The sequence below is a fragment of the Falsiroseomonas selenitidurans genome (genome assembly GCF_012103215.1).
GTDB classification, from domain to species: Bacteria; Pseudomonadota; Alphaproteobacteria; order Acetobacterales; family Acetobacteraceae; genus Falsiroseomonas; species Falsiroseomonas selenitidurans.
This window is the reverse complement of record NZ_JAAVNE010000008.1, coordinates 96169-112355: the sequence shown is the minus strand read 5'-3', so window position 1 is coordinate 112355 and position 16187 is coordinate 96169. Positions and strand designations below refer to the sequence as shown.

The 16187-nt window shown below is 73.4% G+C and carries 17 protein-coding genes; 6 read left to right on the top strand and 11 right to left on the bottom strand.

Features of this window, described 5'->3' with window-relative positions; genetic code table 11:
- Nucleotides 1–5 precede the first annotated feature (5 nt).
- From HEQ75_RS07330 to HEQ75_RS07315, 4 genes are all read right to left on the bottom strand, one after another.
- Nucleotides 6–863: a DMT family transporter gene (locus HEQ75_RS07330; RefSeq protein ID WP_235961370.1), complete on the bottom strand. Its 858-nt coding sequence runs from the start codon at nucleotides 861–863 to the stop codon at nucleotides 6–8.
- Between the two features lie 77 nt (nucleotides 864–940).
- Nucleotides 941–2287 carry an NAD(P)H-dependent oxidoreductase gene (locus HEQ75_RS07325; protein ID WP_168028776.1) on the bottom strand — a complete coding sequence of 449 codons (1347 nt, stop codon included), beginning with the start codon at nucleotides 2285–2287 and terminating at the stop codon, nucleotides 941–943.
- A 110-nt stretch (nucleotides 2288–2397) separates the two neighbouring features.
- Complete coding sequence (locus HEQ75_RS07320) at nucleotides 2398–2601, bottom strand: hypothetical protein (RefSeq protein WP_168028774.1); 204 nt, start codon at nucleotides 2599–2601, stop codon at nucleotides 2398–2400.
- A complete protein-coding gene (locus HEQ75_RS07315) occupies nucleotides 2598–3599 on the bottom strand; it encodes an NAD(P)H-quinone oxidoreductase (protein ID WP_168028772.1) in 1002 nt (333 codons plus the stop codon). The genes HEQ75_RS07320 and HEQ75_RS07315 overlap by 4 nt, the downstream gene beginning before the upstream one ends.
- A gap of 158 nt (nucleotides 3600–3757) precedes the next feature.
- Between HEQ75_RS07315 and HEQ75_RS07310 the strand changes: the two genes are divergently transcribed.
- From HEQ75_RS07310 to HEQ75_RS07300, 3 genes are read left to right on the top strand one after another with little or no spacing between them, the layout of a single operon-like run.
- Nucleotides 3758–5038 carry an ABC transporter substrate-binding protein gene (locus tag HEQ75_RS07310; protein ID WP_168028770.1) on the top strand — a complete coding sequence of 427 codons (1281 nt, stop codon included), beginning with the start codon at nucleotides 3758–3760 and terminating at the stop codon, nucleotides 5036–5038.
- A gap of 13 nt (nucleotides 5039–5051) precedes the next feature.
- On the top strand, nucleotides 5052–5798 hold the full coding sequence (locus tag HEQ75_RS07305) for an SDR family NAD(P)-dependent oxidoreductase (protein ID WP_168028768.1): 747 nt from the start codon (nucleotides 5052–5054) through the stop codon (nucleotides 5796–5798).
- Nucleotides 5799–5856: 58 nt separating this feature from the next.
- Nucleotides 5857–7524, top strand: a complete 1668-nt coding sequence (locus HEQ75_RS07300) for an acyl-CoA dehydrogenase family protein (RefSeq protein ID WP_168028761.1) — start codon at nucleotides 5857–5859, stop codon at nucleotides 7522–7524.
- 7 nt (nucleotides 7525–7531) lie between these two features.
- Here the strand turns inward: HEQ75_RS07300 and HEQ75_RS07295 are convergent, their stop codons facing one another.
- The 3 genes from HEQ75_RS07295 to HEQ75_RS07285 all read right to left on the bottom strand — a co-directional run bounded on the left by HEQ75_RS07295 (nucleotide 7532) and on the right by HEQ75_RS07285 (nucleotide 10926).
- Nucleotides 7532–8536, bottom strand: a complete 1005-nt coding sequence (locus tag HEQ75_RS07295) for a Bug family tripartite tricarboxylate transporter substrate binding protein (RefSeq protein WP_168028759.1) — start codon at nucleotides 8534–8536, stop codon at nucleotides 7532–7534.
- Between the two features lie 164 nt (nucleotides 8537–8700).
- Nucleotides 8701–9675 carry a Bug family tripartite tricarboxylate transporter substrate binding protein gene (locus tag HEQ75_RS07290; protein WP_168028757.1) on the bottom strand — a complete coding sequence of 325 codons (975 nt, stop codon included), beginning with the start codon at nucleotides 9673–9675 and terminating at the stop codon, nucleotides 8701–8703.
- Between the two features lie 81 nt (nucleotides 9676–9756).
- A complete protein-coding gene (locus HEQ75_RS07285; protein WP_168028755.1) occupies nucleotides 9757–10926 on the bottom strand; it encodes a diaminopropionate ammonia-lyase in 1170 nt (389 codons plus the stop codon).
- Nucleotides 10927–11036: 110 nt separating this feature from the next.
- Between HEQ75_RS07285 and denD the strand changes: the two genes are divergently transcribed.
- A complete protein-coding gene (gene denD / locus HEQ75_RS07280; protein WP_168028753.1) occupies nucleotides 11037–12023 on the top strand; it encodes a D-erythronate dehydrogenase in 987 nt (328 codons plus the stop codon).
- Here the strand turns inward: denD and HEQ75_RS07275 are convergent.
- On the bottom strand, nucleotides 11943–12449 hold the full coding sequence (locus tag HEQ75_RS07275; RefSeq protein WP_168028751.1) for a hypothetical protein: 507 nt from the start codon (nucleotides 12447–12449) through the stop codon (nucleotides 11943–11945). The genes denD and HEQ75_RS07275 overlap by 81 nt on opposite strands.
- Before the next feature lie 197 nt (nucleotides 12450–12646).
- Between HEQ75_RS07275 and HEQ75_RS07270 the strand changes: the two genes are divergently transcribed.
- Complete coding sequence (locus tag HEQ75_RS07270; protein WP_168028749.1) at nucleotides 12647–13612, top strand: tripartite tricarboxylate transporter substrate binding protein; 966 nt, start codon at nucleotides 12647–12649, stop codon at nucleotides 13610–13612.
- Between the two features lie 262 nt (nucleotides 13613–13874).
- Here HEQ75_RS07270 and HEQ75_RS07265 read toward each other — a convergent pair whose 3' ends face one another.
- Nucleotides 13875–14273 (bottom strand): acyl-CoA thioesterase, encoded by a 399-nt coding sequence (locus HEQ75_RS07265; RefSeq protein WP_168028747.1) that lies wholly within the window; start codon nucleotides 14271–14273, stop codon nucleotides 13875–13877.
- Nucleotides 14270–14605: an acyl-CoA thioesterase gene (locus HEQ75_RS07260; protein ID WP_235961378.1), complete on the bottom strand. Its 336-nt coding sequence runs from the start codon at nucleotides 14603–14605 to the stop codon at nucleotides 14270–14272. The genes HEQ75_RS07265 and HEQ75_RS07260 overlap by 4 nt, the downstream gene beginning before the upstream one ends.
- 120 nt (nucleotides 14606–14725) lie before the next feature.
- Here HEQ75_RS07260 and HEQ75_RS07255 point away from each other — a divergent pair, with 120 nt between their 5' ends.
- The gene (locus HEQ75_RS07255) at nucleotides 14726–15301 is read left to right on the top strand and encodes a histidine phosphatase family protein (protein WP_168028743.1); all 576 of its coding nucleotides are present in this window, start codon (nucleotides 14726–14728) and stop codon (nucleotides 15299–15301) included.
- A 124-nt stretch (nucleotides 15302–15425) separates the two neighbouring features.
- Here HEQ75_RS07255 and HEQ75_RS07250 read toward each other — a convergent pair whose 3' ends face one another.
- Complete coding sequence (locus HEQ75_RS07250; protein ID WP_168028741.1) at nucleotides 15426–16145, bottom strand: CAP domain-containing protein; 720 nt, start codon at nucleotides 16143–16145, stop codon at nucleotides 15426–15428.
- Between the last annotated feature and the right edge of the window lie 42 nt (nucleotides 16146–16187).

The following is a 16187-nucleotide window of genomic DNA, read 5'->3' as shown; positions in this document are numbered from 1 at the left end:
CACGTTCATCCGCGCGCCGCCATCACGACAGAGGCGAAGATCAGACCGCCGCCCACCAGCACGTCCCAGCCCAGCGGCTCCCCCAGCCACAGGGTGGAGACCAGCACGCCGAAGGCCGGCACCATCAGGAAGCCGACCGAGGCGACGGCGCCGGGCAGCTTGCGGCCGGCCTCGATCACGCACCACGTGCCGATCGGCGCGGCGATCAGCCCGATATACAGCAGATGCGGCCAGCCGCCGGCACCAACGCCGCCCTCGGGTTCCACGATCAGGGCGATCGGCGCCAGCATCAGCGCGCCGATGCCGAAGCACCAGGGCAGCAGGTCGAACATCGGCGTGCGCGGCGGCCATTTGCGGGAGGCGATGATGGCAATGGTCCAGAGCAGCCCGGCCATCACCAGCATGAAATGCCCGAGCAGCACGTCATGGTCGGACCAGTCCACCGCCCAGGGGCCGATCAGCACGCCGGCGCCGGCCAGACCCAGCCCGGCCGCCGCCCAGCGCGTGGGCGAGACCTTCTCGCCCAGCACCAGCACCGACAGCGGGATCAGCCAGTAGGTCACGACATTGGACAGCACCGCGGTGCGCCCCGCCGGCACCAGCGCCACCGCCAGATGGGTCAGCGCGAAGAAGCCCCCGAGCTGGAACAGGCCGAGGAAGGCGACGGCACGGCGATCCTCCGCCGCCGGCAGCCGCAGCCGGCCGAGCGCCGCCAGCAGGATGGCCGCCCCCAGCGCCGCCAGGGCAGACCGGCCCGTGCCGAACCACAGCGGTGTTGCGTCCGCCAGAGCGGCCTTGGTGATGGGCCAGGCGCCGCCAAACAGGATGACGGCCGCGAAAAGCAGCCGGAATGCGGACGCCATGGGCATTTGTTTACAACCTAGCCGTCGGAGCCGCGTCGGGAGAAGCCCGCATTCATCAGATGGATCGAACTATTCACTCAGGCTTCGCGCAGCGATCGCATGGCGGCGCGCAGGGCCAGCGCCTCCGCCCCGTCCGCCGCGCGCGGCGCGAGGTCCGCCTCCGTCAGCAGGGCGCCGGCCGGCACCGCGCGCGCCAGCGCCACGCCCTGCGCCAGCCCGATCGGCACCGCGCCCAGCGCGACGGATCGCGCGGCGGGGATGCAGCGGCCCCAGACCATGGCCCCGCCCTCGCCGTCCAGCACCTCCCCCACGCGCAGGTCGCGCTTGGCCACCGCCACGCAATCCGCCGCCCAGCGTTCCGCGCAGCCCGTCGCTTCGCCGCGCAGCGCGGCGGAGGCGACGGAGACGCCGAGTTCCAGCCCGATGAAATGGTAGGGTCGCCACAGCGCGGCGTAGCGGCCGGCGCGGTCGGTGGCGACGCCGTATTCGGCGAAGCAGCGCCGCGCATAGTCGGTCTCGCCCTCGAACACCACGAAGACGCCCCAGCGGAGATTGTCCGGAATCACGGTGCCGTCGCGCCGGAGGGAAGACACCACTTCCACCATGCCCTTGCGTGGCAGGATGCCGCCCTCATCCTGCGGCCGCAGCAGCTCGGGCAGGTCGCCGGTGCCGGCGGGCGGGAAGGCCAGGCCGTCCTCCGGCGGCGCCAGGCCGGTGGCATTGGCGATCGCCGCCATCTCGATGCCGGATTTGGTGCCATCGAGGAAGGAATTGAACATGCGCGGGTTCATGCCGCCCGCCGCTGCCTGGTCCGCCGTCAGCCCGTAGAAGTCCCACACCGTCTCCGGCGTGCTGGCGTGGTAGGCGGGAAGGTATTTGGTGCCCTTGCCCGCGGCGACGACGGCAAAGCCGGCGGCGCGGATGGTGTCCACCAGCTCCGCCACCAGGGCCGGCTGGTCGCCATAGGCCATGGAATAGACCACGCCGGCCGCCGCGGCCTCCCGCGCCAGCACGGGGCCGGCCAGCACATCGGCCTCGACATTCACCATCACCACATGCTTGCCGTGGCGGATGGCGTGGTGGGCGTGCCGCAGGCCGGCGGCGGCGTCGCCGGTGGCTTCCACCACCACCTCCACATGCGGGTCCTCGATCAGCGCCAGGCTGTCCTCGGTCAGCCAGGTGGCGCCGGTGCGCGCGGCGGTCGCGGCATCCGGCGCCGCGCCGGCTTCCGGCGCCCAATGGATGCGCGCCAGCGCGGCGCGGGCGCGCGGCAGGGACAGGTCGGCGATGCCCAGCACATGCAGCCCCGGCGTTCGCGGCGCCTGGTGCAGGAACATGGAGCCGAACTTGCCGGCGCCGATCACGGCGACCCGCACCGGCCAGCCCCTGGCCTGGCGCTGCAGCAGCAGGCGATGGAGGTTCATCGGTCGGTCCTCAGAGCCTGCGAAGGCCCCCAGTCTGGGGCCGAATCGTCGCTGAAATCATTTCATTTTTCCTGCGGTTTCCGGGAATTCGGGCGGTCGCCGCCAGGCGATCACGGCGCGTACCAGGGACGCGGGCGGAATCCGGGCAGTGGCAGGGCAGTACCCGGGCGGCGGGCCAGCAGCAGGGTGCCGGCCATCGCCAGCAGCACCGCCAATCCCTGCCCGGCGCGCCGCCAGCGACGGTCACGCAGGAAGCCGGTCAGCGCCAGCAGCCCGAAGGCCGCGGCGAAGAACAGCCACAGCACGGGGTTCACACCACCAGCATGATCTTGCCGATATGCGCGCTGCTTTCCATCAGCCGGTGCGCCGCCGCCGCCTCGGCCAGCGGAAAGCTGCGGAAGATGCGCGGCCCGGCCTGGCCGGCTTCCAGCATCGGCCACACCTTCGCTTCCAGGGCCCGGGCGATCTCCCCCTTCTGCGCCGTGCTCCGCGGCCGCATGGTGCTGCCGGTGACAGTCAGGCGCTTCACCATGATGGGGCGCAGGTCCACCTTCTCGGCCTCGTGCCCCGCCAGGAAGGCGATCATCACCAGGCGGCCATCCAGCTTCAGGCTGCGGATGTTCTGCGTGAAATAGGGCGCGCCGACCATGTCGAGCACCACATCCACCCCCTTGCCGCCGGTGAGCGCCTTGATGCGCGCCTGGAAATCCTCCGCCCGGTAGTCGATCGCCGCATCGGCGCCGAGCTCCAGGCAGGCCGCCACCTTCGCAGCGCTGCCGGCCGTGGCGTAGACCGTGGCGCCGAACGCCTTGGCGAGCTGGATGGCGGTGACGCCGATGCCGGAGGTGCCGCCATGGACCAGGATGGACTCGCCGGCGGCCAGCCTTCCATGGCCGAAGACATTGGCCCAGACGGTGAAATAGGTCTCCGGCAGTGCCGCGGCGCGCAGCGCGTCATAGCCCTTCGGCCAGGGCAGCGTCTGCGCTTCCGGCGCGGCGCAGAACTCGGCGTAGGCGCCGCCATTGGCCAGGGCGCAGACCTGATCGCCGAGGCGCCAGCGGGTCACCGCCTCGCCCACCGCCACCACCTCCCCGGCGCATTCCAGGCCGAGCACGGGGCTGGCGCCGGGCGGCGGCGGGTAGCTGCCGCTGCGCTGCGCCACATCGGGGCGGTTCACGCCGATCGCGGCGGTGCGGATCAGCACCTCATCCGCGCGGGGGGTCGGCACCGGGCCGCGGGCAGGCACCAGAACCTCCGGCCCGCCGCCCTGGCCATGGTCGATCAGCGTCATCTCGGCGGGCAGGTCGGTCATGGCGGGCTCCTCGGGACAGCGCGCCGAGGGACCATGCCCCGACGCGGCACGTCAAGGGCGAGGCGTATCAAGCCGGCCGGCGGGCAGGCCGCGGGCTTGGCGCCCCGCGCCCGGCATGGGAAAAACCCCCGACGGAACGCGCGGAGGGCATCATCGGCATGCAGGGGATCCGCCGCCGGGCATTGGGCGGGCTGGCAGGCATGGGCCTTGCGGCCGCCACGCTGCCGGCGCCCGCCCGCGCCCAGGCACCGGCGGAGGCCCCCGCCGCCCCGCCGCAGGGGCCGGAATTGCGCCTTGGCGCGCTGTTCCCGCTGACCGGGCCGGTGGCACTGTTCGGCGACGAGGGGTTCCGCGGCGTGGAACTGGCGGTGGAGCAGGTGAACGCCGCCGGCGGCGTCTTCGGCCGCCCGCTCCGCCTGGTGCGCGCCGATGCGCCGGACGAGGCCGCCGCCGCCGCGGAGGCCCGGCGCCTGACCCAGGGGGCGGAGCGTGTCGCGGCGATCTTCGGCAGTTTCAGCACCGCCCTGGCCCTGCCCGCCACCCAGGTGGCGGAGCTGGCGGGCGTGCCGTATTTCGAGCTCGGCGCCATCGGCGATGCGGTGATGGAGCGCGGTTTCCGCTGGGTCTTCCGCTCCGCCCCACGCGCCGCCGAATTCGCCGCCACCGCGCTGCAGGGGGTGGCGGTGCTGGCGGTGGCGCGGGACCGGCCGCCGGCGGCGCTGCGCCTGGCCGTGGCGCAGGAGGATTCAGTCGGGCCGCAGGCCGTGGGCGGGGCGCTGGAAGCGGCGATCCAGGCGCTGGGGCTGACGCTGGCACAGCGCGCCACCTATGCCCCCCGCCCCACCGACCTGGCCGGGCTGGTGCAACGCCTGCGCGGGCTGGAGGCGGAGGTGGTGCTGCACGTCGGCACCCCGGGTGACGAGATCCTGCTGTTCCGTGCCATGCGTGACGGCGGCTGGTGGCCGCGCATGGTGATCGGCACCGCTGCCGGCTACGGGCTGGCGGAAACCGCGCGCAGCATCGGGCTGGACCTGACCGGGACGATGAGCGCGGACTGGACCCCCTTCGCGGTGAATGAGCGCGTCGCCCCTGGCGCCCGCGCCTTCGCCGAGGCCTATCTGCGCCGCTATGGGGCGGAGCCGCGCTCGGGCCTCAGCCTGGCGCATTTCTGCGGCGCGCGGATCTTCCTCGATGCGCTGGGTCGCGCCGGCGGCACGGATCGGGACCGCATCCGTGCCGCCGTGCTGGCAACCGACATCGCCGAGGGCAGCACGGCCTGCGGCTGGGGCGCGCGCTTCGATGAGCGCGGGCAGAACATGCGGGCCCGGCCGATGCTGTGCCAGTGGCAGCCGGCGCCGACCGGCGGCGGGCTGCGCCAGGTGGTGATCGCCCCGGCAGAGGCCGCCGTGGCCCCGCCCATTCCGCGCTTGGGACCCTGAAGGCTTGTCCGAGATGCTGAGCCCCACCCCGCCCCCCGGCACCCGCGTGCTGGTCACCGGCGCCGCCCGCGGCATCGGCCGCGCCGTGGCGGACGCCTTCGCCGCGAACGGCGCACGGATCTGCGTGCTGGACCGGGACGCGGTGCCGGAGGCGCCGGAGGGCTGGCTCTGCCGCCAGGGCAGCGTCGCCGTGGCCGCCGATGTGGAGGCCGCCTTCGCCGCCATGGATGCGGCCTGGGGCGGGGTGGACGTGGCGCACGCCAATGCCGGCTTTTCCATGAACAAGCCGACCACCGAACTGACCGAGGCGGAATGGCGCCAGACGGTGGAGGTGAACCTGACCGGGGCCTTCCTGACCGCCCAGGCGGCGGCGCGGCGGATGCTGCCGCAGGGCCATGGGCTGATCCTGTTCACCGCCAGCCTGTTCCACGCCGTGGGCGGGGCGGACCGTGCCGCCTATGCCGCCACCAAGGGCGGCGTCGCCAACCTGGCCCGCGCGCTGGCCTGCGAATTCGGCCCGGCCGGGGTGCGGGTGAACGCCATCGCGCCCGGCTATGTGGAAACCTGGCTGATCAACGACCTGATCGCCCGCGGCCGCCTGGATGGGGAGGCGCTGATGCGCCGCAGCCCGCAGCGCCGCCTGGTGCAGCCGGCGGAGGTGGCCGCCATGGCCTGCTTCCTCGCCTCCCCCGCCGCCGCCAGCGTCAATGGCGCGGTGCTGGCGGTGGATGGCGGCTGGACGGCGAACGGCGCGCCTTGATCCCCGCCGCGCCGCTTGCCAGGGTCGCGGCGGGACGGAACGGGGTTGGCGGAACACGATGCCACAGACCATGGGCGCCGATGCGGTGCCGGACAGCCGCGGGCTGAACCTGTGGCGCGCCGACCCGGACCTCGCGCGGCTGGCGGGGCTCTACCTCCCGGCGGATCTGCTGGCGCATTTGACGCCGCATCTGGACCGTCTGGGCGCCCTGGCGGGCGGCCGGCTGGATGAGCTGGCGGCGACCGCCGACCGCAACCCGCCGGTGCTGCACAGCCGCGACCGCCGCGGCGACGACCGCCAGCACATCGAGGTCCACCCGGCCTACCGCGAGATGGAGCGCATCGCCTTCGGCGCGCATGGGCTGGCGGCGCTGTCGCATCGCGGTGGCGTGCTGGGCTGGCCGGCGCCAATGCCGCCGGCGGCGAAATACCTGCTGACCTACCTGCTGGTGCAGGCGGAATTCGGCCTGTGCTGCCCGGTCTCCATGACCGACAGCCTGGCCCGCACGCTGCGCCGCTTCGGCGACCCGGCGCTGGTCGCGCGCTATTTGCCGGCGCTGACCAGTCAGGACATGGACGCGCTGCTCCAGGGCGCGATGTTCATGACCGAACAGGGCGCCGGCAGCGATGTCGCCGCCACGGCCGTGGTGGCCTCGCCGCGGCCGGATGGAAGCTGGGCGCTGGCGGGCGACAAATGGTTCTGCTCCAACCCCGATGCCGGCCTCGCCATGGTGCTGGCGCGGCGGGAGGGGGCCGGGCCGGGGCTGGCCGGCGTCTCGCTGTTCCTGCTGCCGCGGGTGCTGCCGGATGGCACGCCGAACGCCTACCGCATCCTGCGGCTGAAGCCGAAGCTCGGCACCCGGTCCATGGCCAGTGGCGAGATCCGGCTGGAGGGCGCCACGGCCTTCCTGGTGGGCGATCCGGCCGCCGGCTTCCGGCAGATGGCGGACATGGTGAACAACTCCCGCCTGTCCAACGGCGTGCGTGCCGCCGGCCTGATGCGCCGCGCGGTGACGGAGGCGCTGTATGTGGCGCATCGCCGCAGCGCCTTCGGCCGCAGGCTGGTGGAGATGCCGCTGATGCGCCGGCAATTGGCAAAAATGCTGCTGCCGATGGAGCAGGCGCGCAGCCTGATGTTCCAGACCGCGGAGGCGCTGCGCCGCGCCGATCTGGGCGAGGAAGGCGCCTACCCGCTGCTGCGGATCCTGACGCCGCTGATCAAGTTCCGCGCCTGCCGCGATGCGCGGCGCGTCACGGGCGATGCGATGGAGGTGCGCGGCGGCTGCGGCTACATCGAGGAATGGTCCGATGCCCGCCTGCTGCGCGACGCGCATCTGGGGAGCATCTGGGAGGGAACCAGCAACATCGTGGCGCTCGACGTGCTGCGGGCGGCGAAGCGCGAGGCCGCGCTGCCGGTGCTGCGGCGGCATGTGGAGGGATTGCTGGGCAATGGCGACGCGCTGCCGGAAGCCCCGGCGGCGCTGGGGCGGGCGGTGGCGCTGGCTGAGCGCGCGATGGACGAGCCCGCCCTGGCGCGGCAGGCGGCCTCCGCCCTGTACCACCTGGCCTCCGCCGCCGCGATGGCGTGGGAGGCGGCGCGGCTGGAGGATCCGCGCCGGCTGCATCTGGCCCGCCTGGTGCTGCGCCACCGCGTGCTGCCGCGCGACCCGCTGGCGGCGGAGGATGAGGCGGCGCCGGAGGGGTGGTTGCCCGACCCCGGCGCCTGAGCCCGCTTCAGCTCGCCCGGATGCCGGCGGCGCGCACCAGCGGCTCCCACACCCCGATCTCGCTGCGGAGGTAGGCGGCGGCGGAGTCGGGCGTGCTGTCGCTGACCACCTGCATGGCGAAGCCCAGCAGGCGGTCCTTCACGGCGGGGACGTTCACCGCCGCGTTCACCGCCCGGTTCACCGCCTGGATGACCGGTGCCGGCGTGCCGCTGCGGGCGAAGACCATGTGCCAGGTATAGGCCTCGTAGCCCGCCACCCCCTGCTCGATCATGGTCGGGATGGTGGGCGCCAGGGGCGAGCGCGTCTTGGTGCTGATGCCCAGCGCCCGCAGCTGGCCGGACCGCGCATAGGGCAGCGCGGAGGCGGCGATATCGAAGATCATCGGCACCCGGCCCGACAGCACGTCCGGCAGCGCGGCGGAGGAGCCGCGATAGGGGATGTGGTTCACCTTCAGCCCGCCGGCGGCGTGCAGGAACAGCTCCGTCGCCAGGTGCACCGCGCCGCCATTGCCGGAGGAGGCATAGTCGTACTTGCCGGGGTTCGCCCGCAGCACGGCGATGAACTCGGCCAGGGTGCGGGCCGGGAAGTCGTTGTTCACCAGCAGGATCACCGGCACCTGGCCGACCAGCGCGCAGGGCGTGAAATCGGCGATCGGGTCGAAGGGCAGGGTCGGGAACATCGCCCGCGTCACCGCATGGGCGACGGTGGAATACAGCAGCATCGAGCCATCCTGCGGCCCCTTCGCCACCACGTCCGTGCCGATGACGACGCCCGACCCGGTGCGGTTTTCCACCACGACGCGGTTCGGCAGGACCTTCGACATCTCCTCCGCCAGCAGGCGGGCCGGCACGTCCGTCGGGCCGCCGGCAGCGAACGGCACCACCATCCGCACCGGCTGCGCCGGCCAGGCGGCCTGGGCCGAGGCCGGGCGCACCAGCAGGCCGGGCGCGGCCAGGCCAGCGCCGCCGGCGGCCAGCAGGCCCCGACGGCCGATCGACCATGTCTTCGTCATCGCGATGCTCTCCCCCACGGGCGATGGGTCCCGCCCGTTGCTTTCCTGGACGGGTCCAGTTTGGGGGGCGTTCGGGCGCCGGCGTCAACAGGTTCCGGTGCCGGGTGGTTACGCGCAGGGGGGTGGACGGCCCCCGCCCCTTGGCGGGGCGGGGGCCGCGCCGCTCAGTTGACGGTGATGTTGGCCTCGCGGATCACCGCGGTCCATTTCTGCGTCTCCGCCGCCAGCCAGGCGGTGGCGGATTCGGGGGTGCTGTCGGTGACCAGGCGCATCGCCAGGTCGGAAAGCCGGCTCTGCACCGCGGGCAGGGCGGCGGCGCGCATCAGCGCCTGGTTCATCGTCTGGATCACCGGCTGCGGCGTGCCCTTCGGCGCCAGCACCATGTGCCAGGTATAGGCCTCCAGCCCCGGATAGCCTGCCTCCGCCGTGGTCGGCACCGCCGGCAGCTGCGGCAGGCGCTGGTTGCCCATGATCGCCAGCGCCCGGGTCTCGCCCCGCTGCGCATAGGGCAGCGCGCTGGTCGCGACGTCCACGATCAGCGGGATGGTGCCGTTCAGCACATCCGGCATCGCCGCCGCGGTGCCGCGGTAGGGCACGTGCAGCGCCCGCCCGTCCAGCGCCCGCAGCAGCAACTCGGTCGCCAGGTGCAGCGCCCCGCCATTGCCGGAGGAGGCATAGGACAGCCCGCCCGGATCCGCCTTCAGCGCCGCCTGCAGCCCGGCCAGGTCGCGCGCCGCGAAATCCTTGCCCACCGTCACCACCAGCGGGATCACGCCGACCAGCGCCACCGGCATGAAGTCGCCGATGGGGTCGAAGGGCAGCCGCTGGAACAGCGCGCGCAGCGCCGCATGGGCCACGGTGGTATAGAGGAAGGTGTGGCCGTCATTGGCCTTGGCGACCACCTCCGTCCCCACCAGCACGCCGGCGCCGGTCCGGTTCTCCACGATCACCCGCTGCGGCAGGGAAGGCGCCATCTGTTCCGCGAACAGGCGGGCGGGGATGTCGGTCGGACCGCCGGCCGAGAAGGGCACCACCAGCCGGATCGGCTGGTTCGGCCAGCCGCCCTGGGCCAGGGCCGGGGCGGCGAGGCCCCCCGAGAGAAGGGCGGCACCGGTGGCGAGAAGATCGCGACGATTCATGACGAAGGCTCCGGAAGGTTTCCAGGCCAGCGCCACAGGCCAGCCCGGGTTCCCGGCTTGTTGCGTTGCAGCAACCCGCGGTCAATCGTCCCCGGCGATCAACCTCTCGTAGAGTTCCGGATCGGTGGCCCCCTCCGTGCCGAACAGCAGCACGCGGCTTTCCGCCTCCAGCCCCAGCATGGCGCGGGTCATCGGGTCGCGTGCCACCAGCAGCAGCGCCGCCAGCCCTGCCACCGCGCTTTCCCCGGCCACAAGCCCCGGCTGCCGCCGCGCCAGCAGGCGCATCGCATCCACCGCGCTGGCATCGGAGACAGCCATGAAGGCGAAGGCGCCGCGCTCCAGCTCCTGCCACGCCAGCAGGCTGGGCTCGCCGCAGGCCAGGCCCGCCATCAGCGTGTCGAGCTCGCCTTCCACCGCCACGGCTTCCCCGGCCTCGGCGCTGGCCAGCAGGCAGGCGGCGCGCTCCGGCTCCACCACCACCAGCTTCACGCCGGCGCCGAAGCGGGCGCGCAGCTGGATGGAGACCGCCGCCGCCACGCCGCCGACGCCGGCCTGGATGAAGGCATGGGTCGGCACCCGCCCGGCCATCTGCGCCGCCGCTTCCTCCGCCATCAGGCGGTAGCCCTGCATCACGTCCCGCGGCACCTCGGTGTAGCCCTCATAGGAGGTGTCGGAGACGACGAACCAGCCTTCCGCCGCGGCCAGCCGCGCCGCTTCCCGCACCGCATCGTCGTAATTGCCGGGCACCACGCGGATTTCCGCGCCGTAGCGGGCGATGGCGTCCCGCCGGCCCTGGCTGACCGTCTCATGCACGAAGATGACGCAGCGCGCGCCGAAGCGCTGCGCGCCCCAGGCGACGGAACGACCATGGTTGCCATCCGTGGCGCAGGTCACGGTGATGGCGCGCAGGGCATCCCGGTGCGCACCTTCCTCCAGCTCCGTCGTCGTCGCCGCATTGGCCACGCCGCGCCGGGCGAGTTCGCCCACCAGCAGCCGCGCCACCGCATAGGCGCCACCCAGCGCCTTGAAGCTGCCCAGGCCGAAGCGGCCGGCCTCGTCCTTGTACGCCACCTCCGCCAGCCGCGCCGCGGCCGCCACCTCGGGCAGGTCGTGCAGCGGCGTCGGCGCATAGCCGGGCCAGCCCTCGATCTCGGCGCGGGTGCGGCGGAAGCCGGAATCCGGCAGCACCACCACGCCGGGCGTGCCGTGGCGGCGATTGAGCAGCAGGCGATAGGGGCGGTCGGGGATCATGCGGCGGAGAGTGGCGCGCGCCGCGCCGCGCCGCAATCGCGGGCGGCCCTGCCGCCTTGGCGCCGCCCCGTCCCGGCGGCATGGTGGGGTGGCGAATCGGGGGGCGGAAGATGCAGGTCACGATCCTGGGCGGCGGCGGGTTCCTCGGGCGGCGGCTGGCAGCGCGCCTGGCGCGGGACGGCGCCGTGGGCGGCACGCCCATCACCGGCATGACCCTGTTCGACCTGCACGCCCCGGCGCCGCTCGACACCCCCTTCCCGCTGCGCTGCCTGGGCGGCGACGTGGCGGACCGCGCCGCACTGGCCGGGGCGATTCCGGCGGGCACCGGCCTTGTCGTGCACCTGGCCGCGGTGGTCAGCGCCGCGGCGGAAGCCGATTACGACCTCGGCATCCGGGTGAACATCGCCGGCACCCAGGCGCTGATCGACACCTGCCGCACCCTGCCCGCCCCGCCGCGCGTGGTCTTCACCTCCTCCGTCGCCTCCTTCGACGGTGGCCAGCAGGCGATGGTGCCGGACGATGCGCGGCAGCTGCCCACCAATTCCTACGGCGCGCAGAAGGCGATCGGCGAGTTGCTGCTGGCCGATGCCAGCCGGCGCGGCTTCCTCGACGCCGTCTCCATCCGCCTGCCGACGGTGATGGTGCGCCCCGGGCGGCCGAACCGCGCCGCCTCCTCCTTCGTCTCCGCCATCATCCGAGAACCGCTGCTGGGCCTGCCCGGCACCTATCCGGTGGCGGAGGGTTTTCGCCTGTGGATCTGCTCCCCCCGCCGCGCCGTGGACTGGCTGGCCCATGCGGCGGCGATGGACAGCGCGGCGCTGGGCCGCGACCGCGGCATCAACCCGCCGGGCCTTTCCGCCAGCATCGGGGAGATGCTGGCGGCGCTGGAGGAGGTGGCCGGGGCGGAAACCCGCGCCCTGGCCCGCCCCGTGCCGGATGCGGAGGTCGCGGCGATCGTCGATGGCTGGCCCGCCGCCTTCGCCGCCACCCGTGCCCCGGGGCTGGGCTTCGTCCGCTCAGAATCCCTGGCGGAGATCATCCGCGGCTTCATCGCGGACGACCTGGAAGCCACGCGCCGGGACCGCGCGGCGGGCTGACGGCACCGCCCCGACCGCCGGCTGGAACACCTGGCAGAGCGGAAACGTCATCCGTGCCCGCACCGCCTCCAGCCGCGGCGGCGCCATGCGGCCGCGGGACATGTCGTGCGGGAACCAGCCGATGCTGACCTCCGCCGCCTCCCGCGCCGGGATCACCATCGGCTCCGCCGGCGCCTCCACCAGCCCCGGCAGGTCGATGCCGGCCAGCACGGCGGCCGGCCAGGGGTGCGGGTTGCGCACCAGCACCCGGTACTCGCTGCGCGCCGCCTCCGGCGGCTCCTCCAGGATCACCAGGGCGAACGCCTCCGCCACCAGGAAGCTGTCCTTGCCCGCCTGGCCGAGCCGGCAGGGGAAGGGCGTCTGCGCCAGGGCGGGGCCGGCCGCCAGGGCAACCAGGATGGCCAGGAACGCGGTGCGACGGGTCATGTCAGTTTCTCCTGCCTTGCCCGCATCCTGGCGCGCCGCCGCACCATGCCGCCAAGACGCGCTGCCGATGAAGCCCATTGGCTTTGCCTGTGCCGCGCCGTTCCGCACCGCAGAACGATTTGTGCAGCCGGTTCAAGGACTTGTGTCGTCGATGCGCCGAGTCCATGCTCCCCCCAACGTCCATGGGAGGACCCGAGATGACCACCCGCCGCGCCCTGCTGGGCGCCGCCACCGTCGCCGCGCTGGCCGCCCCCCGCATCGCCCAGGCCGCCTGGCCGGCTGACCGCGCCATCGAGGTCATCGTCCCCTTCCCGCCCGGCGGCGGCGTGGACAACATGGTTCGCCCGGTGGTCCACTTCGTCACGCCGCGCCTGCCGGGCGCCCGCTTCGCCATCGTCAACCGCCCCGGGGCCGCCGGCCAGCTGGGGTTCGAGGCCCTGTTCAACGCCGCGCCCGATGGCTACACGCTGGGCGCCCTCACCAACACCGCCATGCACGCCGTGGCCGTGGAACGCCGCCCGCGCTACCGGCCGGAAGACTTCACCTACATCGCCAATGTGGTGGACGACCCGGGCGGCTTCTGGGTGCGCGCCGACAGCCCCTGGCGCACGCTGGACGACCTGAAGGAAGCCGCGAAGCGCGACCCGGAGGGCATCGGCGTCGGCACCGCCGGCATCGGCTCCGACGACCACATGCTGCAGCTTAACTTCGAGGAAGTGGCCGGCGTGCGCCTGCTGCACGTGCCCTATGCCGGCACCGCCCCGGTGCAGCGCGACGTGCTCGGCGGCAGCCTGCCCGTCGGCAGCTTCAACATGAGCGAAGGCCTGCCGCTGCTGCGCGAAGGCCGCATCCGCTGCCTGGCCCAGGGCGGCCCGGCACGCTGGGCCCCCACCAGCCAGGTGCCCACCTTCAAGGAACAGGGCTACGACGTCCTCGGCGGCTCCGCCCGCGGCATCGGCGCGCCACCCGGCCTGCCGGAGGAAATCCGCCTGCGCCTGGAAGCCGCCTTCCGCGACGCCCTCGCCGACCCCGCCCTGATCGCCGATGCCGAACGCACCGGCCTGCCGCTGCGCCCCCTCATCGGCCAGGACTACCGCAACATGATGCGCGCCGACCACGCCACGCTGCAGGGCCTGTGGCAGAGGCGGCCCTGGCGGCGGTGACCGGGGGCGGCGGCGCTGGGTGATTCGCAGGGCGGGCTTTGCCCCCCTGCACCCCCCACCAGGGGGCGCGGCCCCCTGGACCGCGAGGACCTTTGAGCCGGCGAGGAGAGGGGGCCAGCGGTTCCGCCGATCAGGCGGTCGCTCCGGCCCCCTCTCCTCGCCTGCTCAAGTCTCATGGGTTTCCAAAGGGCCGCCGCCCTTTGGCGGGAAGGGTGCGGGGAGGGCGGAGCCCTCCCTGCAGACAACCAGCACACCCTCCCTGTCACCCCGCCACGGCGCCTTCCGCCACCAGGGCCTGCCGCCAGGCGTCGGTCAGTGGCACCTTGGCGCCGGTGTCCTGGCGGGTGACGACGCAGATGGCGCGGGCGGTGCAGCAGGGGGTGCCGTCCTTCGACAGGGTGTAGTCCTGGACGTAGGAGGTGTTCCGGAAGCTGGAGACCTGGCAGGTGAGGTCCACCGTGTCGTCGAAGGTGACGGGGCGCAGGTAGCGGATTTCAAGTTGGGCGATGACGGGGCCGGGGCGGGTGGCGGCGATGGGCTGGCCGGTGAGGTGCGCCCAGTGGGCGACGCGCAGGTCCTCGAAAAGGGTCAGGTAGGCCGCGTGGTTCATGTGGCCATAGGGGTCGCATTCGGACCAGCGGATGCGGTGGGTGCGGTTCATGCCGGGGGCACCGCGCGGGGTTTGCGGTTCTCGTCGATGGCGACGAAGGTGAAGACGGCCTCGGTCACCAGGCACATCTCCTCCTCCGACCGTTCGCGGCGCCAGGCTTCCACCTCGATGCGCATGGAGGTGCGGCCGACGGCGATGACGTCGGCGTAGATGCTGACCTCGTCGCCGACCAGGACGGGGCGGTGGAATTTCATGCCTTCCACGGCGATGGTGGCGACGCGGCCGCGGCCGCGCCGCCCGGCCGCGTTGCCGGCGGCCAGGTCCATCAACCCCATCAGCCAGCCGCCGAAGATGTCGCCGGAGGGGTTGGCGTCCGCCGGCATGGCGATGGTGCGCAGTTTCGGCGCGTCGGGGGGTGGGGTGCGGGTCACGCGGGGCTCCTTGCTGGCTCGTGGTAGCGTAGGGTTGGGTCGGAAAGCTGGCGTAGCGGGGGTTGGGGCGTCATGGCACGGATCCATTTCATCACCCATCCGGAGGTGGTGATCGACCCCTCGGTGCCGATCGGGCAGTGGGGCTTGTCGCCGCGCGGCCTGGCGCGGGGACGGGCGATGCTGGCGCACCCCTGGGTGGCGGGGGTGGCCAGCGTGTTCAGCAGTGCGGAGCGCAAGGCGCTGGACCTGGCGGCGCTGCTGGCCGGGCATCGGGGGCTGGCGGTCGCGGAGCATCCGGCGCTGGGGGAGAATGACCGCAGCGCGACGGGCTACCTGCCGAAGACGGAGTTCGAGGCGACGGCGGATGCCTTCTTCGCCCGCCCCACGGACTCGGTGCGGGGGTGGGAGCGTGCGGTGGATGCGCAGGCGCGCATCGTCGCGGCGCTGCGCGCGGTGGAGGCGGCAGCCCCGCCGGGGGAGGTCGCGGTGGTGGCGCATGGCGGCGTCGGCGCGCTGCTGCTGTGCCACCTGAAGGCCGTGCCGATCAGCCGGGCGGAGGACCAGCCCGGCGAGGGCGGCGGCAACCGCTTCGTCTTCACCCGCGGCCAATGGCGGCTGCTGGAAGGCTGGCAGCCGATCGAATCCTAAAGAATTTCCAAGCCTTGCGGCTTCGCAAGGCGACTCGGAAAATGCGTCGTAACAATGAGCTGGAGCCGTTTCACCATCTTCGCTGGCGGTGCAACGGCTCTAGCCTCGCGCGTCAGCGCGGCGATCAGAGCCCGGCCATGGTCGGGCGGCTGGCATCCTGGCCGGAGGGGTCGGGCTCCGCCCCCCACCAGACATGCGCCACGCCGCGATACAGGCCGATGCCCACGGCGCGCCAGTGCAGCCGGGCGGGCGACCACTGGCCGCGGTTGAGGATGACATCCTCATGCGCCGGGCTGGCGCGCCAGGACTGCATGGCGATGGCCGGGGTCATCGGCGGGTTGCCGGGGCCGGTGATGCCGGTGGAGATCTCATAGGCGGCGGGCAGGTAGCCGGTGCCGAGGCGGCCAGGGGCTTCCCACATGCCGGGCCAGGTGGCGGGGTTGCGGCCATCGTAGGGCATGTAGGACCAGGCATGGGCGCGGCTTTCGCCCGGCTCCCCCACATGGAAGCCGCCCAGATTCTCCACCGTGTCCACTGCGTGGCGCGCCGCGGTGATGCTGAGGGCGCGGGAGAGCGGCACCGGCGGCAGGCCATGCGCGGCGCGATGCGCCATCAGCAGGCGGTACAGCGCCATCTCCTCGGCCGAGAGCGCATCGGTGGGGTGGCTGGCATAGATATCCACCACCATCCGCCGGCGCTGCTCCAGCGAGGCCGGGCGGGTCAGCCGCCCGGGCGGCAGGGCCTGCACGGCGGCGGCCTGCGCCGATTGCGGCGGCGCCTTTTCGGCGCAGCCGGCCAGCAGGATGGGGCCGCCCAGCAGCAGGGCGGCAAGCGGCAGGCGCATCGGGCGGTCCCTCCCCGGACTTCGGGGCGGGGATCATGCCGG